Origin of the sequence: Natronomonas sp. CBA1123 (genome assembly GCF_009741925.1) — an archaeon.
In the GTDB taxonomy this organism is placed as follows: domain Archaea; phylum Halobacteriota; class Halobacteria; order Halobacteriales; family Haloarculaceae; genus Natronomonas.
The window spans coordinates 29,130-50,279 of sequence record NZ_WPCC01000002.1; the positions used below are offsets into that span (position 1 = coordinate 29,130).

19 protein-coding genes are annotated in these 21,150 nt (G+C 55.8%); 9 read left to right on the top strand and 10 right to left on the bottom strand.

Going from position 1 to position 21,150, the window contains the following annotated elements:
* Nucleotides 1-703: 703 nt before the first annotated feature.
* The 8 genes from queC to GJ631_RS01610 all read right to left on the bottom strand — a co-directional run bounded on the left by queC (nt 704) and on the right by GJ631_RS01610 (nt 7,598).
* Nucleotides 704-1,396, bottom strand: a complete 693-nt coding sequence (queC, locus tag GJ631_RS01575; RefSeq protein WP_156707472.1) for a 7-cyano-7-deazaguanine synthase QueC — start codon at nt 1,394-1,396, stop codon at nt 704-706.
* On the bottom strand, nt 1,389-1,991 hold the full coding sequence (gene folE / locus GJ631_RS01580) for a GTP cyclohydrolase I (protein ID WP_156707473.1): 603 nt from the start codon (nt 1,989-1,991) through the stop codon (nt 1,389-1,391). Before folE ends, queC begins: the two co-directional genes overlap by 8 nt.
* A complete protein-coding gene (locus GJ631_RS01585; RefSeq protein WP_156707474.1) occupies nt 1,988-2,764 on the bottom strand; it encodes a 7-carboxy-7-deazaguanine synthase QueE in 777 nt (258 codons plus the stop codon). The genes folE and GJ631_RS01585 overlap by 4 nt, the downstream gene beginning before the upstream one ends.
* Complete coding sequence (locus GJ631_RS01590) at nt 2,764-3,225, bottom strand: 6-pyruvoyl tetrahydropterin synthase family protein (RefSeq protein WP_156707475.1); 462 nt, start codon at nt 3,223-3,225, stop codon at nt 2,764-2,766. The genes GJ631_RS01585 and GJ631_RS01590 overlap by 1 nt, the downstream gene beginning before the upstream one ends.
* Nucleotides 3,226-3,255: 30 nt before the next feature.
* Nucleotides 3,256-4,296: a metallophosphoesterase family protein gene (locus tag GJ631_RS01595; protein ID WP_197424708.1), complete on the bottom strand. Its 1,041-nt coding sequence runs from the start codon at nt 4,294-4,296 to the stop codon at nt 3,256-3,258.
* Between the two features lie 54 nt (nt 4,297-4,350).
* Nucleotides 4,351-4,746: a hypothetical protein gene (locus GJ631_RS01600; RefSeq protein ID WP_156707477.1), complete on the bottom strand. Its 396-nt coding sequence runs from the start codon at nt 4,744-4,746 to the stop codon at nt 4,351-4,353.
* 217 nt (nt 4,747-4,963) lie between these two features.
* Nucleotides 4,964-6,997 carry a DUF262 domain-containing protein gene (locus GJ631_RS01605; RefSeq protein ID WP_156707478.1) on the bottom strand — a complete coding sequence of 678 codons (2,034 nt, stop codon included), beginning with the start codon at nt 6,995-6,997 and terminating at the stop codon, nt 4,964-4,966.
* Between the two features lie 325 nt (nt 6,998-7,322).
* A complete protein-coding gene (locus tag GJ631_RS01610) occupies nt 7,323-7,598 on the bottom strand; it encodes a hypothetical protein (protein ID WP_156707479.1) in 276 nt (91 codons plus the stop codon).
* A 112-nt stretch (nt 7,599-7,710) separates the two neighbouring features.
* Between GJ631_RS01610 and GJ631_RS01615 the strand changes: the two genes are divergently transcribed.
* A complete protein-coding gene (locus tag GJ631_RS01615) occupies nt 7,711-9,909 on the top strand; it encodes a queuine tRNA-ribosyltransferase tRNA-guanine transglycosylase (RefSeq protein ID WP_197424709.1) in 2,199 nt (732 codons plus the stop codon).
* A 2-nt stretch (nt 9,910-9,911) separates the two neighbouring features.
* Complete coding sequence (locus tag GJ631_RS01620) at nt 9,912-10,628, top strand: hypothetical protein (RefSeq protein ID WP_156707480.1); 717 nt, start codon at nt 9,912-9,914, stop codon at nt 10,626-10,628.
* Here GJ631_RS01620 and GJ631_RS01625 read toward each other — a convergent pair.
* A complete protein-coding gene (locus GJ631_RS01625; protein WP_156707481.1) occupies nt 10,607-10,879 on the bottom strand; it encodes a helix-turn-helix domain-containing protein in 273 nt (90 codons plus the stop codon). The genes GJ631_RS01620 and GJ631_RS01625 overlap by 22 nt on opposite strands.
* 107 nt (nt 10,880-10,986) lie before the next feature.
* Here GJ631_RS01625 and GJ631_RS01630 point away from each other — a divergent pair, with 107 nt between their 5' ends.
* The 3 genes from GJ631_RS01630 to GJ631_RS01640 are packed head-to-tail and all read left to right on the top strand — an operon-like array spanning nt 10,987 to nt 14,094.
* Nucleotides 10,987-12,021, top strand: coding sequence for a tRNA-guanine transglycosylase (locus GJ631_RS01630; RefSeq protein ID WP_156707605.1), 1,035 nt, complete (start codon nt 10,987-10,989; stop codon nt 12,019-12,021).
* Nucleotide 12,022: 1 nt separating this feature from the next.
* Entirely contained in the window at nt 12,023-12,937 is a 915-nt protein-coding gene (locus GJ631_RS01635) for a hypothetical protein (protein WP_156707482.1), read from the top strand.
* On the top strand, nt 12,934-14,094 hold the full coding sequence (locus GJ631_RS01640) for a BREX system ATP-binding domain-containing protein (protein WP_156707483.1): 1,161 nt from the start codon (nt 12,934-12,936) through the stop codon (nt 14,092-14,094). The genes GJ631_RS01635 and GJ631_RS01640 overlap by 4 nt, the downstream gene beginning before the upstream one ends.
* Nucleotides 14,095-14,267: 173 nt before the next feature.
* Here the strand turns inward: GJ631_RS01640 and csa3 are convergent, their stop codons facing one another.
* The gene (gene csa3 / locus GJ631_RS01645) at nt 14,268-14,918 is read right to left on the bottom strand and encodes a CRISPR-associated CARF protein Csa3 (protein ID WP_156707484.1); all 651 of its coding nucleotides are present in this window, start codon (nt 14,916-14,918) and stop codon (nt 14,268-14,270) included.
* A gap of 304 nt (nt 14,919-15,222) precedes the next feature.
* On the opposite strand from csa3, the gene GJ631_RS18860 reads away from it, so the two are divergent.
* Genes GJ631_RS18860 through GJ631_RS01665 form a run of 4 tightly spaced genes read left to right on the top strand, consistent with a single transcriptional unit; the run spans nt 15,223 to nt 21,150 of the window.
* Nucleotides 15,223-16,140, top strand: a complete 918-nt coding sequence (locus tag GJ631_RS18860) for a hypothetical protein (protein ID WP_231753850.1) — start codon at nt 15,223-15,225, stop codon at nt 16,138-16,140.
* Nucleotides 16,137-17,006 carry a hypothetical protein gene (locus tag GJ631_RS01655; RefSeq protein WP_156707485.1) on the top strand — a complete coding sequence of 290 codons (870 nt, stop codon included), beginning with the start codon at nt 16,137-16,139 and terminating at the stop codon, nt 17,004-17,006. The genes GJ631_RS18860 and GJ631_RS01655 overlap by 4 nt, the downstream gene beginning before the upstream one ends.
* Complete coding sequence (locus GJ631_RS01660) at nt 17,003-20,380, top strand: S-layer protein (protein WP_156707486.1); 3,378 nt, start codon at nt 17,003-17,005, stop codon at nt 20,378-20,380. The genes GJ631_RS01655 and GJ631_RS01660 overlap by 4 nt, the downstream gene beginning before the upstream one ends.
* Nucleotides 20,377-21,150 carry a hypothetical protein gene (locus GJ631_RS01665; RefSeq protein WP_156707487.1) on the top strand — a complete coding sequence of 258 codons (774 nt, stop codon included), beginning with the start codon at nt 20,377-20,379 and terminating at the stop codon, nt 21,148-21,150. The genes GJ631_RS01660 and GJ631_RS01665 overlap by 4 nt, the downstream gene beginning before the upstream one ends.

The window sequence follows — 21,150 nt, forward strand, 5'->3', positions numbered from 1 at the left end:
TGTGAGCCGAGCGCGACAACAGGGTTCTACGGGAGGATATACTGAGGAGGATCGACAGCGACAGCGTGACGCCGACGAATCTTAAGAGTCCAGAAACTACTGTTCGAAGAGTTCTTCCCACTCTTCTTCGTTCTCAATTTCTCGCGTAGCATCGGGCGTCATTGGGACCGTCTCGAAGTCATGCTCATCCTCGTACATATCTACGTATATTACGTCGCCCTCGTATTAGTTCATGACGATTCAAAATGCACAGACAATGACTTGGTGTATATAAACGATTTGCCCCCTCGATTCTGGAGTTCGTTTTCAATCACACGGAGGTCGGCTACAAACAGTACCTCTCGGGGGAACAGGTTGAGGCAATCTGCAGTCTACTCGATGACATGCAGGTTATCATCGAAGGGTATCACAAATTGATGGAGATGAAGTCCAATAACGATTCGCTGTGGTTTCGAAACTGTTCGTTCAAGCCTGATTGAGCATCTAGAAACTCGATTTGAGGTTGCTCGTTGTTGATGGCTCGTTATCTTGTGGTTTTGGTCTATCTCGGATGAACACGGTTCGGTCTGGAGGGGCGTTCAAATCGGTGTATGTAGAAGTGTCACAATACTGCAGCCGTATCAATAATCTCTTACTGAAGAGTGTTAGTGCAATCGCCGACCAAGTGACTGCAAAGCCCCACCTCGTTTCAACGAATTCTCTATCAGTTGAACCTGGGCCGTTCGGCGTATTCAATCGGGTCTCGGGACCCAGATTGACGGAACGCTTCGAGCCGGAATGCACAGGAATCACATGTCCCGCAGGCTGGCGCTTCGTCCCGATAACACGACCACGTCATCTCGTACGGGACATCGAGCTCCAGACCACGCTCGGCGATATCGGTCTTCGACCACTCCACGAACGGAGCCTCAAGCGAAATTTCGGTGTCTGGTTTCGTTCCCACGTCGATGACTTGCTGGAACGCATCGAAGAACGCGGGACGGCAGTCCGGGTACCCCGAGAAGTCCTCCGAGTGAGCGCCGATGAAGACAGCCGAGCACTCGTTTGCTTCGGCGTAGGAGACAGCCATAGACAGCAAGTTTGCGTTCCGGAAGGGGACGTAGGACGTTGGAATTTCGTCGCTTTCTATATCGGCCTCTTCGACCTCCATCTCCTCGTCAGTCAAGCTCGAAGCGCCGATCACCGAGAGATGACTGGTTTCGATGTGCAGAAAATCAGCCGCATCGACCTCCTCGGCCAGCGCTTTCGCACATTCGTACTCTTTGCCCTCCGTTTGCTGTCCGTAAGAGGTGTGCAAAAAGTACGGTTCGTAGCCGCGGTCCATCGCCTCGTAGACCGCCGTTGCGCTGTCCATGCCACCGGAAACCAGAATCACCGCGCGTTCGTCGTTACTCATGGGAATCAACCGCCGAGCGGAACCGCCGCCGTTCGTTTTCAGTCAGTTCACCGACCGTAGACTGGGTCGTTGTTTCGCTTGCCGTTTCCACGCCTCGCATTGCTTCACAGAGATGTGTCGCCGTTAGTTCCACTCTGACGGCCTCCGCGTCTACTTCGTCGGCTAGCCCTTCCGCGATATCCGCCGTCAGTCCTTCCTGCACTGTCAGCCGACGCGACCGCCAGCGGACGTACCGCGCGAGTTTCGAGAGTCCAACGATATCACCGTCGGGGCGATACGCGATGTGTGCGACGCCATGGTACGGCAGTATATGGTGCTCGCACAGACTATAAACGGGAATTCCGGTCTTAATCACCAGGTCATTCGTTTCGGCCACGAAGGTGCGCATGTCGGGCTTTTCCGCGTCCCTGTTGCCTTCTGTGAGCGTCTTGAAGGCGGCCGGAACCCGGCGTTCCCAAGTGTCTTTCAGTCCGTCTCTATCAGGGTCTTCGCCAACCGCCTCCAGCAACATACGCGTCGCGCGCTGAGCCTTCTCCCAATCGATGCTGTCCGATTCTGCGTCCGTGCCGTTCGAATGGTACTGCTGTCTCGTCATGTTCCAGGTGCGTCGTTCCAGAGATCGACGTGCAAGCGCGGCGTGTAGCGATAGCCGTATTCCATCGCCAACTCCGCGACCTCGTTTCGCTTTGCGTCCAGTTCCTCTCGGGTCATCCCCTCGGGCATGAGTAGAACGTTCTCGTTCGGGACCGATGTCTCGGTCGCATCACGAACACGCTCGACCAGCGCCTCGATTTCGGGCATGTCGTCGCTTCCGGTCACGACGAACTTCAACTGGCTATCGTACTGATCGACGAGCGCCGAGAGAGCGTTCATGTCGATGCGACGCTGTTCGTGCCGGTCGGCCCACTCACCGTCTCCTTTCGGGTCTCGCTCCGCTGTCGGCGTACTGGAGGCAAGTTTGGGACTGATACTCGCCAGATCGATTGCCGCATCTCGGAAGATGGTTCCGTTCGTCTCGACGGTCGTGTGGTAGCCGTAGTCGGCTAACTCGTCAAGCAGTTCGACCGATTCTTCGTGAATCATGGGTTCACCGCCGGTGAAAACGACGTGGTCGGCTTGCTTGTACGACAGAATCTCGTCAACGATGTCGTCGATCGAGAGCCACGCGCCCGTCGGCTCCCACGAGGTGTGATAGGAATCACAGAACCAGCATCGGAGGTTACAGCCCGACGTCCTGACGAATACTGAGGGAACACCCGAAAGCTTGCCCTCTCCCTGCAGCGAGCAGAAGAGTTCGTTAATCGGGAGTCCATCTCCCTCAATGTCATCCCCGGGGGCGAGCTCATCGACGTTACTGGCTACGGGCATCAGTAGGTGGCACAGAGCTCCCCTGTTTCTCGGACCGACACGGATACGTCGGAGACAGAGTCCGGAAACGCTTCCAGCATTCGCTCTTCGAGGAGGACTGCCATCACCTCCGCTGTCGGGGGGTGGTCGAGGACGACCATCGCATCAGCGTCTCCAGAGGCTTCGAATCCCTCGATAAGCGGGTCGCCGTCTTCGACGAGGAACATGTGGTCCCACTCGTCGATTACACCTGTCACGTCGCCCTTATCGACGACCCATCCCTCTTCTGTGAGGGTTCCAGTCACCTCGACGGTGATTTGGTAGTTGTGCCCGTGTGGGCGCGAACACTTCCCCTCGTGGTGAAGAATTCGGTGGCCTGCGCTGATTCGGATCGGTCTATCATCGCCGATCCGAAGGGTTCTTTCTCCGGATTTTTCGGATAAAGTGCTATCTTGTTCTTCTCCGAAAGCACTTCGAGGCATACTCAGAGAATACTGGGGTAATACATAAATCTATCTCCCGACGCCTTTCGACTCCGGTTGGGGAATATCGTACTGTTCGTAGGAAATCGATCCGTCGGTTACAGTTAGGAGCCATGCGACTCGATCGGTTGGGTCCTTGTTCGTGCTCATTCGCTCCGCTGCTCCCGTATACATCACCGGGATGCCGTTCCAATTGGTCATGGTCGCATCGTGGTGATGGCCCGAGACGACGAAATCGAACGTGCCATCGAACGGCCGTTGGATTCTGCTCAAGTCAACGTTTTTTGTCCCCTCTCCGGAGAGTTGTTGGAGGGTCTGGTGTAGTACCAGAATCGATTCCCCGTTATCGGCAGTCTTTGAGAACGTGAGGTTATCCCACGGGATGTTCCCCTCTGGCTGATGGTCGGCACCGAACAGTTGGATGTCGGTTCCTACTGTTGTCCCGGTGGTACTCAGATTGAATACGGTGATCCCTTCTAATTCGTCCAAGAGCTTGTTTCCCGCCTTCGACTCGTGGTTCCCACGAACGTAGTAGAACGGAATTCCGGCTTCGTTTAATCGTTCGAAGACCTGCTGGCGAGTGAGAAGAGTTTGTAAGTGGGTGGCGTTATCGTGGAAGATATCACCGACATGAACCACTGCGTCGACTTCCTGATTGACGCTGTACTCTGCTGCTGCAGTGAGCGCACCAAGTGGGTCGATTTCTGCCTTCGTCTTCGGGTGCTTCTTTCGACCGATATGGGTATCTCCAACGACGAGTATTCGTGTATTTTGCTGGGTCGAGCCCAGCGGTTCAATGACCGTTCGCTTGCTCGGAGCGAGTTGAACGTCGTGCCCTCTTCCCCCACCAGTAACGTTACAACGAGAGATACGATATCGGTGATTCGGCTCCCAGTTGACCGAAATTTTGGCTCCTTCATAATCAATCAGTTTCAGCGGATTCTGAGCAGTATCCTGGAGTTCGACTTCAGCCCGACGCTTTTTCCCAGGATGCCAGTCTACAGCAACGACTTCGACGACGATTGGCTCTGGAAGCGTTCCACCTGCTGAGAGGTCATCAACAGTAACCAACAGAGATCACCGCTGTAAACCGATTCGCCCTTCAGCAAAGGGCTGCCGATTCCGTTAGAGCGTTCTCTCGTCGTACTGTTCTTTCATATTGGGCCAAATCTTGTACAGGAGTGTGTCCGGTTCGATTCCCCAATCGTCTATGTAGTCTAGGGTCCACTCGACGCCATCCGTCGCTGGGCCGTGTTCGTATTCGATATCGCCGTCTTCCGTGAGATCCATGTCCTCAAGCGGCTGGAAGTCATTGGTTTCGTTGAACCGCCATGACGGGGCATTTTGCGTCAGTTTCATGAGTTCGCCTTTGTGTAGCAGCTCTCTCTTGTAGTACAGGTTGGTGGCTTCGGCGAAGTCACCATCCTTGTGGCCGATCTTCCACACTATTTTCCGGTCGCCTTGTTCAGCAATCCGTGCTGCTAAGATGTACCCCTCGCCTTCAAATTCGAGGGCGGTCATGATTTCCGACTGAATTGGTTTATTATGCGAGTCGTCGCCGGCGTCGTTCGACTTTTCGACTATTACGAAAAATCAGCCGATAGACGTTCTGATAAGGGCTTTTTCACTAAGTGTAAAAATCTTCTCAACCCGATTGGCAACTGATTGTAGCCGGTGGTTCTGTTGAAAGTCTCGGAATCTGATAATACTGGTGTGCTGAATACAGGGCGCAAGTCGGTCATTCAACTTCTGAGGGTCGAATATCGGCCTTGGGTCGGCGGACAGCGGCATCCAAATTCCATCGTTTCTGTGCGAATTCGACGATATCGTCGAGTCGCTCCTCAATCTGGGTTTGGCCCCACTCGTCGTACGTCCGCGCTATTGCTCGGGTCATGGTGAAATCAGAATTCAGATACCCCGATTCCCCCTCATCAATCCGGTCTTTCTTCTCGTGGTAGGGTCGATTCTTCCACGAAGAATTCCGTGGCCCAGTCGTCAGCGTTAGATTTCCGAGACTGTTTTTGATCTCCTCGTGAATTTCTGCCTCTGATTCCGAGAGTTGTAACTTGCTCGTATCTTGTGGCCAGATGTGGTCTAACGTATAGTCGTTCCCCGCGTTTTCGGCGGCCTGCTGGATGTTCGTTTCACCACCACCGCCGTCCCTATGTCGGAGATAGAGTTCATACGAAAACAGGAGATACCGGAGGTCCTTGTACCGGATTCGTTCGTAGGCATTCGGATTGCGTAGCAGTGACTCGAAGTCGTTCTGCTTCGACCGGATACGCTTTTTGAGTTTCCCAATCATCCAGTCGGCACTCGGATCGCCAGTAGCGATATCGTTCGCTAGCGTGTAGAACGTCCCACGACCGGTGTCGGACCGGCTGACGGTTGTGTAGATTCTAAACGAAGCGACTTCGATCAACTGAAGGATTTCATGTAGTGAATCACGCGAAAGGTCGCCATCCACATGTTCGTCCCAGATAGTCAGCAACAGCGGGTAGAAGTTCCCAAGCCGATCCAGAGCAAATATTTTCTGTAACTCCCAGTTAAGTGCCGGGTCATAGTCGCCAGAACTCCCATACGACCCAATCGTCTCCATATGAGAGTAATATCGCGTGAGGCTGTCCGTGTATTCGTCAATCTCCTCGATACAATCTCGCGGGTAGTCCTCGTAGAGGTCGGGACGCTTTCCGGTGCGGAGGTTGGTAAAATGCCACTTGATTGCGCCTAGGTAGACCGGCGCGCCGGAGCGGAGCGTCTTGTTCCGCCGTGTGGTTTCCGATCGGAGGTAGCTGGCGTTGAGAGACCGGTCGATGTTCGATATGTAATGATAGCGCTGAATCTGGTCCTCGCTGAGGTCAGCAACTCGGTCAGTCTCGGAGATGTCCTGCATCCATCGATAAATCTGCCCGAATCGCTGTTGGACGGTATCAATAGAGAAGGTAAGAGGATCTACCGGTGAGTCAGCAACATACACGCTATGCATCAAGAAGCTCTTTGTCTTATCCAGGTTACTTAGGCCGATTCCCCGATCGTTGACTGACTCGAATATCAGTGTCGCTTCCTCGGGCTTATCGACAGTGTACACGATCAATCGAAGCGATTGAATCGTCCTAAGAAGTGCCGTGAGTTCGTGTAGGAACTCTTCCAGTGAAGATTCTGTCTGTCTCTGTTCGAGCGCCTCACGATAATATCGGTAGGCATCAATCAACCGCCTTTGTGATGGCGTTCGAACCGCCGTTTCATCGACGTCCTCCTTGAGAACGCTTCGGAAGACCTCATCGTCGTCATCCTGAAGATGGAGTTTAAACTGGTTCTGGCTCCTGACTTCCCGGATCCGCTGATCGATAACAAACCGCCGCCTGTGCTCCTCAGCTGGAATCGCATCATAGAGTTTCCTCGCTTCTACAGAGAGTTCTGTTTCATCAATATTCGCGTAGACGGATCCAATCGCACGGACCAGTAAGACGAGTGTCGTGAGCCGCTGTTGCCCGTCGACGATTCCATAGCCACGATAGTTCGGTGTATCGTCCGCCGTTTGGACAGAGCGCTGCTCGGCTCTGCAGATGACTGTCCCCAAATAGTGACCCTTGTCTGTATCGAGGATATTATACAAGTCTTGCCACAGGTCGGACCACTCGGACTGTTCCCATGAGTAGAACCGCTGATAGTCGGGTATATGGAAAACACTCCCATCAAACAGTTCACCGACGGTATAATCCGTGTTCTCAAGCTTCTCCGTAGTTTCGCCACCAGCCGACCCAGACGCCATAACAACCAAGACATTTCGACTAAATTAAAACTTGGTCATCATCGCTATGGTGAATCTCCTCGGCGATAGCGGCAGACTGCTCACATTCCCGTCAATCACCTCCTATTCCTGCTCCAGCCAGCGAACCACGATACCCCGCCACTCCGTATCGACGCTGAGCAAGGCCTGTAAGTAGGCACGTGTCTCGCTCCCGGGCGTGGCTTGCTGAACTCAACCTCTCTATTCAGCATGACCACTGAAACCCATCAACAACGAAGAATCTCAACAAGGTCCAATCAGTCTGAGATGACACAGTCGAAAAAGAGGAATCTCTGCACTACGGACGTCACTCACAGTAGCAGTGTACCGGCCCATGATTGAATTCGTTCTCGCTCGCGTCGATTTCACAAGTGAACGTTTCGCCGGTGGGATACATGATGAACCGATCCTCTTCGACGTTTTCGACACGCTCGATGTCTTCGACGTCCCAGTCGGCGTCTTCGACGCCGTTCCAAGTGTAGTAGTCCTCCTCGCCTCTGACAGCGAACTCCAGCGTGCCGTTTCCGCTACCGAGGATGTGCTCAACATCGCGGAGAATGGTCTTTTGCGAGACGACGGTCATACGCCTCCCTTGGACGCCCCAGCTCAAATGTGTGTGGGTTCTTCACCAAACCGAACCGTCCAGCAACCTTCATATGGAAATGCCCAGTAGCGATTCGTGGTGAATATCTCTCGTGCGGTTCTACGTTCCTGAATGGGATGACAACGTCGATGCGGATTACGACTTCGTCCACGACGAGCACTCTTCTCTGAACCCGAGCGAACGGAACCTCTCCTACATCTGGGATATCTTTGACCGGGAGACGACGCCCATCGATGGCGTACTCATCTCGCGGGAACAAGTAGAAGACACACCCTCGAAGTTCGAACGGATCACGGAAAGCGGCGTGTACGACGCCCCGTTGCTCGACATCCCGGAGTGGCTGCCGACTATCAGCGACTGTGGCGCGTGGGGCTACAAATCGCTCCCCTTCCCTCCGTACGGGAACGAGGGGATGCTGGAGTTCTACGAGAGACTCGACGTGACCGTGGGCGTCACCATCGACCACCTCGTACTCGGAAGCGGCCACACCGCGAGACTGTACCTCGACGAACGCGCGTTCCCGGACGGCTTTACGAAATCCGACATCCCTGACGCCGTCTCCGAGGAGGTCGATGTGATGACGGACGAATGGCCCGATGAATGGCCCGAATACGTGACGAACTACAACCCGTCCATTTCGAATACTGGAGATGTCGAACTGTTCGACCCTGATGTATTCGAGCAACCTCTTTCGGCGCTTCTCTCCGACCTCGAAGCACACCCACACGCGGTCTATCGTGACGACGACATGGCCTTCCGGTACGATTTGACGTTGACGAACGCCCGCGAGATGAAGGATCTCTACAATCAGGGGGACTACTCGTTTCGACTCATGGTGGCAATCCAGGGTTGGAACTCTCGCTCATATGCTGATGCCGCCGAACGCGTTCTGGACATGGGGTACCAGTATCTCGGAATCGGCGGCGTCGCCGGGAGCCCCGAAGAGGCAGTCAAGGACTACGTGACTGCAGTCGGCCGCTCGGTGAAGGACTTCGAGCGCGCTCACGACACTCGAATCGATACACACGTCTTCGGGTTCGCTAAGACGGGGGCCTTCGACACCATCGGCAAAAGCGGAATGACCAGTTTCGACAGCGCGAGTATGCTGCGGGCCGCCTGGACTGGTGGCGATAACTACCACCTCGATAGCGACCAGCGATACGATGCGATTCGTGTCAGGTACCCGCCCAATGGGGCCTCCGTCGAGGAAGCGGTCGAAAAGGCATTACGAGCACAGGAGATGTTGCACGCACTCCGTGCCTTCGACGCAGATGAATCGATTTCCCAAGCCCTGACAGGCTGGCATCGGTCTGCCGTTACTGCGCTTGAGAGCCTCGAACCATACCTACGGGAGCATCGGCACGACAATCGTTTCGACCATTCGACTCTTCGACCCATCAAACAGGCTTTCCGAGATGACTACGAGTACGGTCATGAGGTCAGCGCGAATTTCAGCGGGAAGTTCCGAGGTGATTTAGCGAAGCTTCTCCGGATGGATAGCCACGAGAATCCGCTTCCCTTTGAGGAATACCAGAAACTTATCTCCCGTGCTCGGGATGTCTTCGGGGATTGGACTCCCACGAATCTCGAAGAGATTCAACAACGTGAGAAACGTTCCGGGGAATACGGAACCTTCGACCAACTCTGGGTTCTCGTTGCCAACTATACTGCACATGTCGGTGACGAGAACCTCCGTGACCAATACGAGGAATTACTTCGGCGCGAACCGTGGAACGACTGCGACTGTCGAATCTGCGAAGAACACGGTATCGAAGTCGCTATTTTCCGTGGAAACAATCGGAATCGTCGCCGTGGATTCCACAATACGCGGCGCTTCTACGACGAATTCGAACGCGACCTTCCGAAAACCGCCATCCTGACGCGTGGAGGTACTGGACTGTCGAACACCGATACCGTGGAGGAGTTCCTCCGTGCTAATCGTTCGGAATTCTGGAAACAGGTCCACGACCTCCCGGTGGCTGAAATCGGCACGGTCACGGCAAGCGGAATTCACGAATGGTGGGCGGATTCGCCGTCAACCATCTCCTTCGCTCCACGCTCTATGCGGGAGGCTCTTGAGGAATTCACGCTCCGGTATCAAGAGCTATTTATTGACGGGAGTAGTTGGACGCCGGACGAAGAGTTGATGGACGCAGTCCGCGAGGCCGACTGTGAGATCCACGTCATCAATGAACCGGGAGAGCTTCGGACTGCTGTTCTCGAACGACTCGGCTACGAACCGGACTTCGTCCCCGATTCGACGCTACAGTCCGGACTTACGGAGTACTGAATATGCGTATACTCATCGTCGATCAGTGTTCGAGTGCGAAGAAGTCGAGCGGCCGAAACGACCCATTAGATAGGGACACGATCGATGCTGCTCCCCCTGACGAACTCATCGGGATGGAGGGTGCGGAATCGTATCCGGCCGAAGAGTTGTACCAGGGCAGACAACAGCAGCGAATCACCGAAGCCAAGCGACTTTTAGAGGACGCCGGTGACGATGTTGATCGGGTCTTCATTAGTGCTGGATTCGGCCTCGTCGGCGACCAAGAGGAACTCCCGTTGTATGATGTAACGTTCGCGGATATGAGCGCTGCCGAAATCGACGACCGGGCTGAGGCCCTGGAAATTCACGAAGACCTTTGTGACCTGACCGTCGGTGGCGATTACGACGTGGTGTTCTTCGCTTTGGGGAGTGATTACTACAGAAGCGCAAAACTGGAGGATCTCCTTCCGGAGGTTTCTAACGAGACGTTCGTCGTGTTCTTCAATCAGGATGCGTTTGAGGAGGAGTACGATAACGGACTTTCGATAGCAGCACGTACTCCCGAAGCGAAGGCCTACGGGACGATTGTTGTCGCCCTGAAAGGAGAATACCTCCGCAATTTCGCCGAACACAGAATGGCAGGTGACGAGGTAGAATCCATCGACGATATCGAAGCCTACTGTACGGAGGAAGTTGGTTCGCAGGCAGGCTTGGACGATTACTCGTCCAGCAATTCGTAGACTTCCTCTACGAGTTCCAAGAGCCGCTCACCGTCAGTAGTTATCGAGTATCGCACGTCTCTGGCGTTTTTTTCATTTCGTGTAAGGAGTCCCGCGTGCTCTAACTCTCGGAGCCGCTCCGTGATGACATCACTCGACGTCTCGAACTCCGCTTCTATTTGGCTGTAGTTCTGTGTCCCCTCCGCGGCGAGATACCGGAGGATTTCGAGGGCCCATTTACGGCATACCACCTCACGAGCGATATCGGCCATCTATCCCGGTGCTCGGGGAGTAGTGATTTACAAGCATCGCTCTTCGGATTTACTTGGTCTCGACCAAGTCTTTATTACCCAGCCCAGCCAAGCGGAGCGCGTCGCAGATGCTGTATCGACAACGAACGCTGGAGACCCCAAGCGGGCCACTACGGACGCCGACGCTCTTCCCGGTTCGGAACATCGGGAAACGATCGTCCGATAACACGCCAGAATACGCGGATTCAATCCCGGATTTGGGTGTGGCGATGGTTAACGCCAGGGCAATCCGGCAACGAGATCCACAGTGGAACCGCATTCGGGAGGGGGCAACACTACGAGCGGAGATGGGAGTCCCCAAAGACACCGTCGTGTTCGCCGATAGTGGAGGATTTGACTTCAGCGACGACGAAGTTGACACTACCCCAGAACGGACGCTCGAAACTCAGCGAGAAATTGGTGCGGATTTGCTGGGTACCGTCGATATCCCGTTGTTGCGGGAAAACCGAGACGCGGAAAACCAGCGTCGGGTAGAACAGAGCACCCAGTACGCCCTTCAAGCGAGCGATGCGCATGATGGCGAGGGCCTACTCATCGGTAGCGTCCACGGACATGACCCCGAGACTGTCAGGAACACCCTGCAGTACCTGGAGCGACACGGTGACTTCGACGGATACGCACTCGGAAGCATGGTTCCGATTCGGACGGACTACAAAAAAGTAACAAAGTTGATACTTGCTGCACGACAGGCTACCGACAAGCACCTCCACGTGTACGGACTCGGCGGCATCGTCTATCAACCGCTCCTCCTGTACCTCGGTGTCGATAGCTTCGATTCTTCGGCATTCATCCGGAGTGCCGGCAATCGGAACTACTTGCTTCCCGGATTCGGTGGGCAAGAACTCCACACCATCGAAGACCTGGAGTATTTGCCCTGTTCGTGTCCGGTCTGTCGTGACCGAACCCTCGACGATATCCGTGAAGACCGCGACTCCCTCACCCAGCACAATCTGTGGTCGCTGGCCATGGAACTCCGACGGTTCCGCTACATGGTGGCGGCAGGCGAGGACATCGAGGCGTATCTGGACCTCCGGTTCCGGGGCAACGAAGTGACCTATCGGGCGTTCAAGCAGGCTAAACAGCAGGTCCGGAGGCTGACCTGATATGGCCGAAAGCGACGAACGGGCCACCGTTCGGCCTGTCACTCTTGCTCGCCTCGTCGAGACAGCACACATCTGCTCCGCTGAACCCCGTTCGACTGTCGACATCGAGGAACGACTGGACGTGACCCACCGTCGGGCCAGAGAGACGCTTCTCGAAGCGCTCCGCATCGACCTTATCGACGAAGATACTGCCCCTGAAGAAGCCGAGTACGAAACGACTCACGTCGGTGAGGAGTTTCTCTCCGCGGTTCGCTCGGAGGACTGGCCGACTGTTAGCGATGTTCTCGCCGCTCGAAGTCCACACTACGGGGCGTTTCTGGACGTACTTGATGATGTTGCGCCAGCAGCTCTGAATGCCGTGTTGTCGGAGTTAGAGGTTGCTGAAAAGCATACGCCACGCTCGTATAATCAGACGAGCGTCGAAGTGGTCGGAGACTGGGCTGAGCGTCTCGGGACTATCCAGCGAAACGCGTTTACCGGGAGTTACTATCCAATCGAACGGGATGAAGTCCCAGCGAACTTCCCCTATGCCCTGCTCGCGGTCTACGACGATCTGGAAGAGACCGCCGGTGTCAGCCTTCGGCAACGATACCTTTCGATTCCGGAACTGCGGGAGACATTTTGCGAGCGACACCGCTGCAGACGTGATGCGTTTGACAGAGCACTTCGGCGGTTAGCCGGCCAGAACGTCGGACAACTCGAACTGTCCGGTGCACCGATGGACACCGGCGCGAAGGATGCGAAACTGGGAATCAAGGAGATGGAGCTGGGCGGTGACGAAGGGTTGGTCTCAACCACCCAATCGACAGAGCAGGTGATGGCCGGCGTCGAACAGTTCGGCAAACAGTACTACTACCTCGCGGTTCACGACCGTAACCTCAGTTACGATTCGACAGAAGACACCTCAGAACCATGAACAACACCAATTTTACGATTACAGACGAACAGCGCGATTACTCTTCGCTCGGCCTCGAAGAAAACCCCTTCCCGTACAGTCCGGTTCCGGACGATAATCCGGAACTCTACTGTGGTCAGGAACACGCCACCAAGGCAATCAGCGATACGGTTTCGACGATGCTCTCGACCGGCAAATCGAAGCACCTCGTCGTCACCGCGAAGTACGGCAACGGTAAGTCACACACGTTGAAGTACACCCGTTCGCTCGTCCGCGACCGGGAAGACGTCATCGTCGGCTACGTCGCCCAGCCCGGCGAGGGTTTCCGCGACATTTACCACGAGTTCCTTTACGACCTCGGCTTTGATCGGGTACAAGAAATCGCCTACGAGTACCTGGCACAGGTTGCCCGTGAGACAACGGATCACAACCCAATTGGAGCCGATGCGATGGAGAGTCTCATCGACGACGGTAAAGTCCTGCTCTCGGAACTCGTTCCGACTGCGATTCAGCAACTGAACGACGTGACGAAGTTCGCCGACTTCGCGCGGGCCATCGTCCATATGATCTACGAGGATACCAATCTTTACGCATGGCAGTGGCTCACGGCTGAGGGTATCCGCTACGAGCAGCGTAAAGAGATGGAGATTCACAGTGCACTCGACGACGACACCACGAGCGTTCGAGCGTTTACGGCTCTGAAGAATCTCCTACTCGAACTCAGCTACACCGGCGTGTTCGTCTTCGTCGATGAGTTCGAAGCAATCGCTCGGCTGAGCTCAAAGGATGAACAGGCTACCCTTAACAGTATTCGACACCTGATGGATCAGAACAGCCACGGCCTGTGCATGCTCTTCGGATGTGCGCCCGAGGTCTGGCAGGATGTGATGAGCGAGTACCACGCGTTCTCGGAGCGTATCGGTCAAGAAGTGGCATTACGACCGCTGACCGATAACCATATTCAAGAGTTGGTCTCGTCCTATCTGACCCTCGCACGGATGAACGGGGCAGAGGGTATCGAGCCATTTGAGCCTGAGTGTATCAATTTGATTCACCAGCGCTCGCAGGGAAACGTCCGCCAAGCCCTGGCACTATGTAGCCGAGTGCTTGACATGGCAGTAGATGAGGGTGAAGATGAGATTGGATCAGAGTTCGTCCAGAAAGTGCTATCTGAATAATTAACGAGTATAAATGTGACCTGAGTTCTACTGCCCATGGATGTCAATTACGTCCAGTCGGTCATGCACAAACCAATACGACTGGTCGAATTCCCTACAGAACCACAGTCAACTGGGTGCAACTCTTGCAGAAAATCGAGATGTTACTGAGCGGAATGGCTAGGGGAAGCCATTCATACGGCTCCAAGATCGACGGCGAGACAGCCCTGCTCGGTGGGATAAGCGATTTTGCTCTTCCCTTCACGCTCCGAGCGAACGAAGTCCCGTTCTTCGAGCTCGGTTACGTGACGAGCGACCGTGCTCTTCGCGACGTTGAGGACGTTCGCAATAAGTTCCAGGGATGCCCCCTCATGTTCTTCGTTGACAATCACTTCAAGAGTCTCAACCACCGACTTACCCGGTGGATGGAGGAAATTCGGAATTTCTAATTCGGATACGGAACCGGAGATGTCGCTGAACTGGAGGACGCTGTCGATACTGGACTGCCGGACGAACGTGACGAACGCTACCGGGAGATAGATATCGCGGGCGCCGCCACCGAGGATTAGGACGACATCATCCTCCGCCGCGTCGATTTGGGCGGCGGTCCGACGGATACTGTCGAAGAACCCATCCGGATCAAGAGTGACCGTCCGAATCTCGACGTTCGGTTGCAGTTCCGCGATCATCCGGCGGACGTCATTCTTGGCTTCCTCGGCGCGAGGGTTGTCGTGGTCCGTTGGGTGAACCAGCACAATCTCGTCCTGTTCCTCAAGTCCGTATGTCAACACTGGACGCGTAACTCTGGTGCTATCGAATCCAAGTGTTGCAATGAATGTGGTCATCACTCCTCACTGATGGACCGTCCCGACAAAACTGTGGTGTCCCATCTATACGAAATAGTATCGATGTATTGAATATATTTAAGATTCACACCGTCCGTTGACAAATCTGTCGAGGTCGTCTTCTCACAATCTGCTGGAGACGTCCGTTATAACCTCCATACAAATGATAAATTCGGATTGTGGCTCATCAAATAATTACACAAACGTCCGGAAGTATTAATACCCTCGAGCCACGCGTTGTGGTATCCCTTTACGGGGTCGCAAGCAGAGTTCGGAACCACATCACAATCGAGACCGAGGGGCAATGGGAGGTGGAACAAGGTCGCCACGCGAGAAGTGGCAACACTACGATAACCGGATGGAAACAGAGACCTGGTACGAGCGGTTCGACGCGGTGGAGTCGGTCGAGTTAGTCGACCTGATTCACACGGAGGCATCGACAGTCGTCGTCAAGGACGCACAATTAGAGAAGCGGGCAAAACAGGCGCGGGCGCAGCTCCGTTCACTGCCGTTGTTTGGGGCGCTCGGACTGGACACAGTTGTCCACACCGAGATCTGGAACAACGAGTATAGCCCCATCGAATACAATCATCGCGCCGCGGGCGAGGTGACCGCCAACGAACTCGAGTTTCCGCTCCTGCATGTCGTTACCCAAGACGGAATCACCGAACACGGCGAGGAAGACCTCGTCCGAGGGCTGGTCGAGCAGTCACAGGCTGAGGACGGGACGTATATCCTCGTCACGGATACGACGGCGCCGAAAACGCCAACCTATACAAAGAAGCCGGGTCGATCGATTGTCGACGACTTCCCACCAATCGCCGTCAGAGACTACGCATCGCTGACAAACACCTTCCTCGAGGACGTGCTAGAGGCGCGGTCGCGAATTCCTGTGGTTGACACCCGGAACGTGTTTTTCCACGCGGCCTCGGCACTCCACGCCGAAGCCGGCGCGCCGGCGGACAGCATCGAGGCGGTGTTCGACTACACCGAGGCCCCACCGGACAGTCCAGTATGGGACTCGGCCCGCTACTTCCTTGTCCACGACTTGGAAAACGTGCTGGAGGACTACTCCGAGCACATCCGGGAGGCGCTCCGCTCTTGGACAGAGAAGGGTGACACACAAAAAGTGGCCAACCACATCCTGGAAGTTCTTCAGGTCTGCGACTACGACGCATCGAAACTCGAAGACTACCGACAGCGGGACCCAGAATACAGATGATCGACAACTACGATTACAGCAGCAGCAAGCCAGAGACGGACCTCGTGAACTACAACACGGTACGAGTACCCGAACTGCGGCTAATCTACCGGACGCTCGACAGCGTGGGGGGACACGCTAATGTCTCGACGCTTAGAGACACGATGACCCCCGAAGACGATGACCATCTCGACGAGTGTCTCAGGTATCTCAGGGCAGTCGACCTGGTCGACCGAAATGAGGATCGCGTGGTCGAACTTGCTAACGAGGAGGTGTTCCCGAATCTCTCGTTCGAGCCGCGGCTACTTCTCCACCTGAACCAACAGGACCATCCCCAGGACCACGTCACCGAAGCCCAGCGCGTCGCGTTCGCGAAGGCGCCGAAGACGCTCCGACGGGATCAACTGGAAGTTGAACTTGAGGGCGAACTGGACTACATCGCCTGGAACGAGACAAAACTCAACGCTTGGTACCGATTGCTGCAGGGGATTGGTGTCCTTTCGTTCATCGACTCACGGGAACTGGTGCTGTCGCCGCGACCGAGACTACTGTACGAACTCTTCGAGACGTTCCGCGACACGGAGAACTCAACCGACTTCGGCGAGGCGGTCGCGTGGATCGAGAAGCACTTCATGTCGGTTCTGACGACCCGTCCGGGGACCCCGCGGCTCCACAAGGGTGTCACCGACACGCTGCAGACGCTACTCGACGAGGAGTACGTCAGTGTCCGTGGGATGTCGGATGCTACAAGCGAGGTGGTGCTTCCATTGACCCACTCCAGGAACGAAGAGCCCGCCGTGACGGAGTTCGAACTGCACGGCTGGCCGACGAACCCGCCGGCGAGCAAGCGTTACCCGCTGGACCAGTTCACGGAGGCCCATACATGACAGACTATCCCATCGACTGGACGGACGACACCGTCCGCCGGTACCTGACGGCAGAGGCACACCAGAAGTCCAAAGAGGAGTTCGAAAAGACCCACATCGACATCGACAAACTCCGGGCCGAGTGGCTGTTTCCTCACCCAACGAACGACGAGTTCGTCACTCAGGAGGAGTTCCGCGACGCTATCCTCAAATCAGACATCGAAGACGACAATCGGATTTTCATCCTACGGGGGGAGACAGGTAGCGGTAAGAGTCAGCTCTGCCAGTGGCTGGAGTACCAGATTGGCCAGAACCCTGGAGAGGGTGACGACGACACCCATATCGCGCTGCATGTATCCCGAAGCGAGACTCGCATCAAGGACATCGTCGATATCCTGACTGAACCGATCGAAATGGAGATTGATGTGCGGGACGTAGGGGGGCTCGTCCCGGAGAAGGTGGCAAACGCGATGCTCGCAAACCTCGACGCGTACGAACCAATGCTCGAAGCGGTCTCCGAGGAGGAGATCCAGTCGCTAATCGCTGACCGCTCGGGGACGGACCTCCGAGGCATCCTTGAGGAGAACATCCAGGCGTACATTGACGCCGTCCAGAGTGACGAGGAAGAGGACATCCCGGACCTTCTGACGGAGGCTGACTACCGAGAACTTTCGATGAACGCCTTTAACCGCGGGAAGGGAGGAGATACGATTTTCCCGGCACTCCAGAGCTTCATCGACGAAGAGCTTTCGACCAAACTCGGTGTCGGCGACTTCCAGCAGCGCCTCCGGGATATCTCCGAAGAGTACGTCGAGCAGGGGCTCCGACCGGTACTGATTTGTGAGGATCTCACCACGTTTAGTGTGCTGAAAGAGCAACTGCTCGACCATATCTTCCAACTCGATAGCGGCCAGTACGACGTTGTACTCGGGTGGACGACTGGCTGGGAGAAGGAAAACATCGACACCGCACTGGGCGCGAGTGAGGACGCACAGACGTACATGAAGGACCGGTCTGAGGGCTACCTCAGCACCACCGACGAGACCGGCCAAGCGTACTTCCTCACGGACGACGTGACCGTGGAACTGACTCGAAAGTACCTCTCAGTCATCCGTGATGAGTCCGATGTGGACCCCGGGATGGAGATTCCCGAAGCGGACTTCGACGGGCTCTACCCGTTCAACGCGGAGTTCGTCAAACGTGCTTACCGGAACCTCGTCCAAGATGGTAACGAGCGCCGAACACCGCGCCTATTGTTGATGCGAATCGTCCGGGAGTGTCTCACCTCCACGGTCCCGCCGTTTGAGGCCATCTCCGGCAACCCGTACGTCAAGCAGTTCCCTACCCCGATTGATCTCAGGTACCCATCTGCGGTCCAGTCGATTGCCAAGTGGTACGGCATCCCGACCGCGCAGGGGGACCTCCGCGTGCCTAAGAGCGTGTTCCGCCTATTCGACGTGTCTATCCCCGACGGAACTCTCGATGTGACGGACACGGACGTCGTCTTCCAAGGAAGCGGAGACACGCCGAATCCAACACTAACACTTCGACAACTCGACGGCCATATCGAACCCGGTGCCGAACTCACGGTGCAAGCGTTATTGAACGACCGGCCGGAACCGGATGTCGAGATCGGTGTAGATGGGGGGCATGTCGGCTATACCGACGACAACGGGAAGGTCACGTTCACGCTACCCAACGAGGAGCGCGAGGTGGAACTCCGGGCCGAAAAGAACGATCTCACCGACTCGCTCACGCTTGCGGTTGGGACCGACTCGCTCACGCTAGTCGCGACTCCGAACCGGCCCAAGGAGGGGGAGACTGTCCAGCTCACCGCTCGCTTCAATGGCGAACCAACTCCAGGCGTAGCTATTGAACGTGACGGCGACGTGGTCGGTGAGACCGATGAGGGAGGTTCCCTCGGAATTAGCGCAGACAACCCACCGTCGATGACCTTCACCGCGAGTCACGGAGACGTAGACGACGAACTCACCGTCGATATCACTGGCGCCCGGACCTTCCCCGTTGAGGTGGATTACTCACCAGAGGACGTCGAGCAGTACCGTTTTGAGTACCAGCAGTGGGTCGCGAACGGCGACAAGTATGATAGTTCGAAGATGCTGAAGAACGGAGCCGCGGCCCTACTCGACGAGTGGTACGACCCGACTCGACTCGCGAATCCGAACGGTCCGTCGACGGGGATGGATGGAATTTACTACACCCGGGGAACCCAGACGCCGGTCTCCCTTCAGGGGGTCGACGAGCGCCAGGGGATTAGTATCGATCTGCCGTTCGGCGCTGAGCACGACTCCGTTTACGAACCACTTTTCTGGCACGGTGTCAGCCAGGATGGCGAGCTACCCCACGAGAACCGGTACGAACTCAGCTACGACCACCTCCGGAACTGGGGTGACGACGCCGTCGCCGGCTTCAAACAGACAATGCGTGAGGATATTGAGGCCTGTCTGCCAGATGGCTGGACCGTCGAAGAGTTCATCGTTCTGTCGCAGTACCTGCTGGCGAATGCTGGGCGTGGGGAACTCGACCTCACGCGAGATCTTGTGTTCGAGGATTTCCAGACTCCAGACGCGTACGACCAACCGATTACCAAGCGGTTCAATCCAACAGATCCGTACGGCGAGGCTTATAAGCAACTCACAAAGAGCAGTAGCATCCCTCGAAGGCTGGCGGAGGGATTCTTCAAACTGAAGTCGAACTTCGTCGACGCTGACCGTTTGAACGAGGCTTACGGAGCCGTCTCGGACAACCTATCGACCTACATCGAGGAGGCGATGGTCATCGACGCCGGGGATCTTCCGGACGCGTACAAGGTCGGCACCACTCGAACGAGGGCGAGCGAGAAACTGGCTCCACTCCTCCGGCGCATCCAGCAGTACGCCCAAGAACTCGCTGGTCTGGGCCCAAGCGATGTGGATCACATCACCGAGGCCGTCACCAAGATCGACGACTGGTACGACGATTCCCACTCCGTCGTTGACCTCCGCGAACTCTACGACGGTTTACTCGACATCGTCGGGGACCTCGATGTCAACATCCTTGACCGCTGGGAGCAACAGCAGACGCTGCTTGAGGAGGACTCCGAACGACTCGACTTAAAACGATTCGGGAATGACATCGAGAAATTCCGCGATCTCGAGGCACAGGACGGGCCAGAACTCGTCGCACTGATGCACGAGTTCGAACGGAGCAAGGAGGAAGCTGACGAGTGGAAACTCTATGCTGCTATCGGCGAGATGATTGAGGCTGCTGGTGATGTCGAGGTCCCGGAAACTGATCAAGAGCTTGAGAACGCTGTCAGAGACTCAGAAGAGTTCAGGAACCTCGTAGAGGCAGGAGACGCGGCGCAGGGGGCCATCGGGGGTGACCACGTATGAGCGATTCGACACTCGAAAAAACAATCCAGAATCTGGAAACGAAAGCTGACCGGTACCAAGAAGCTACCAACTTCGAGGCGAAACTCACAGAGTATACCAGTAACGCATCGTCAGCCAAGAGCTCCGTTTACGGGCTGCAAAACCGTCTAGAGGAGATGGAGCGGCTCTACGCCATCTACTCAGAAGTTTTCACACCCCGTAACGGACCGGACGACCCAGAGGACATCAAAGGGCTCGTTGAGGACGCCCGGGATCGAGCACGGCGAGTCCTTGATCGGACACCGGATGACTACTGGGAACTCATTGACAGCGGCGAAATCAATGACTACGAGGGGAAGGTTCAGGGGGCTAAGAGCGATGTCGACGAAGCGCGCCAGAACCTTCGTGACGCACTAAATCGACGGCAGAAGTACTGGCAGGACCGCGTCGAGACTGGTCGGACGGTCCTAACCCTGATGTCCGATACCGGCGATGCAGAGAGCCTGTTGGCCGATATCAACCAATTCGTCTCCAGCCAGATCTGGGACGACTCCAACAGCATCACATCCCTCGATTCCGAGTGGCAGGGCATCCAGCGCAAGCTAGAGAGCGGGACCGTGGCGGACTGGGACGAGTTCCGGAAGCAGCACGACCTGAGTCCTGACACGATCGACATACTCAAACGGCTCGCGCAGGGGAACCGTGTGTCATTCGACCAACTCGACAGCGTCGTCGTCGACGACATGCTCAGCGTCGACGATCTGCGGAACGCGCTCGAGGTGACACTCTGA

What these genes read in the sequence shown, in the direction of transcription:
- GJ631_RS01605 (WP_156707478.1), bottom strand. Translation starts at nt 6,997, where the DNA reads ATGGCGTCTGGGTCGGCTGGTGGCGAAACTACGGAGAAGCTTGAGAAC.
- GJ631_RS18860 (WP_231753850.1), top strand. Translation starts at nt 15,223, where the DNA reads ATGGGAGGTGGAACAAGGTCGCCACGCGAGAAGTGGCAACACTACGAT.
- GJ631_RS01630 (WP_156707605.1), top strand. Translation starts at nt 10,987, where the DNA reads ATGCTGTATCGACAACGAACGCTGGAGACCCCAAGCGGGCCACTACGG.
- queC (WP_156707472.1), bottom strand. Translation starts at nt 1,396, where the DNA reads ATGAGTAACGACGAACGCGCGGTGATTCTGGTTTCCGGTGGCATGGAC.
- GJ631_RS01620 (WP_156707480.1), top strand. Translation starts at nt 9,912, where the DNA reads ATGCGTATACTCATCGTCGATCAGTGTTCGAGTGCGAAGAAGTCGAGC.
- GJ631_RS01655 (WP_156707485.1), top strand. Translation starts at nt 16,137, where the DNA reads ATGATCGACAACTACGATTACAGCAGCAGCAAGCCAGAGACGGACCTC.
- GJ631_RS01590 (WP_156707475.1), bottom strand. Translation starts at nt 3,225, where the DNA reads ATGCCTCGAAGTGCTTTCGGAGAAGAACAAGATAGCACTTTATCCGAA.
- GJ631_RS01640 (WP_156707483.1), top strand. Translation starts at nt 12,934, where the DNA reads ATGAACAACACCAATTTTACGATTACAGACGAACAGCGCGATTACTCT.
- GJ631_RS01635 (WP_156707482.1), top strand. Translation starts at nt 12,023, where the DNA reads ATGGCCGAAAGCGACGAACGGGCCACCGTTCGGCCTGTCACTCTTGCT.
- folE (WP_156707473.1), bottom strand. Translation starts at nt 1,991, where the DNA reads ATGACGAGACAGCAGTACCATTCGAACGGCACGGACGCAGAATCGGAC.
- GJ631_RS01665 (WP_156707487.1), top strand. Translation starts at nt 20,377, where the DNA reads ATGAGCGATTCGACACTCGAAAAAACAATCCAGAATCTGGAAACGAAA.
- GJ631_RS01600 (WP_156707477.1), bottom strand. Translation starts at nt 4,746, where the DNA reads ATGACCGCCCTCGAATTTGAAGGCGAGGGGTACATCTTAGCAGCACGG.
- GJ631_RS01585 (WP_156707474.1), bottom strand. Translation starts at nt 2,764, where the DNA reads ATGCCCGTAGCCAGTAACGTCGATGAGCTCGCCCCCGGGGATGACATT.
- GJ631_RS01625 (WP_156707481.1), bottom strand. Translation starts at nt 10,879, where the DNA reads ATGGCCGATATCGCTCGTGAGGTGGTATGCCGTAAATGGGCCCTCGAA.
- GJ631_RS01660 (WP_156707486.1), top strand. Translation starts at nt 17,003, where the DNA reads ATGACAGACTATCCCATCGACTGGACGGACGACACCGTCCGCCGGTAC.
- GJ631_RS01610 (WP_156707479.1), bottom strand. Translation starts at nt 7,598, where the DNA reads ATGACCGTCGTCTCGCAAAAGACCATTCTCCGCGATGTTGAGCACATC.
- csa3 (WP_156707484.1), bottom strand. Translation starts at nt 14,918, where the DNA reads ATGACCACATTCATTGCAACACTTGGATTCGATAGCACCAGAGTTACG.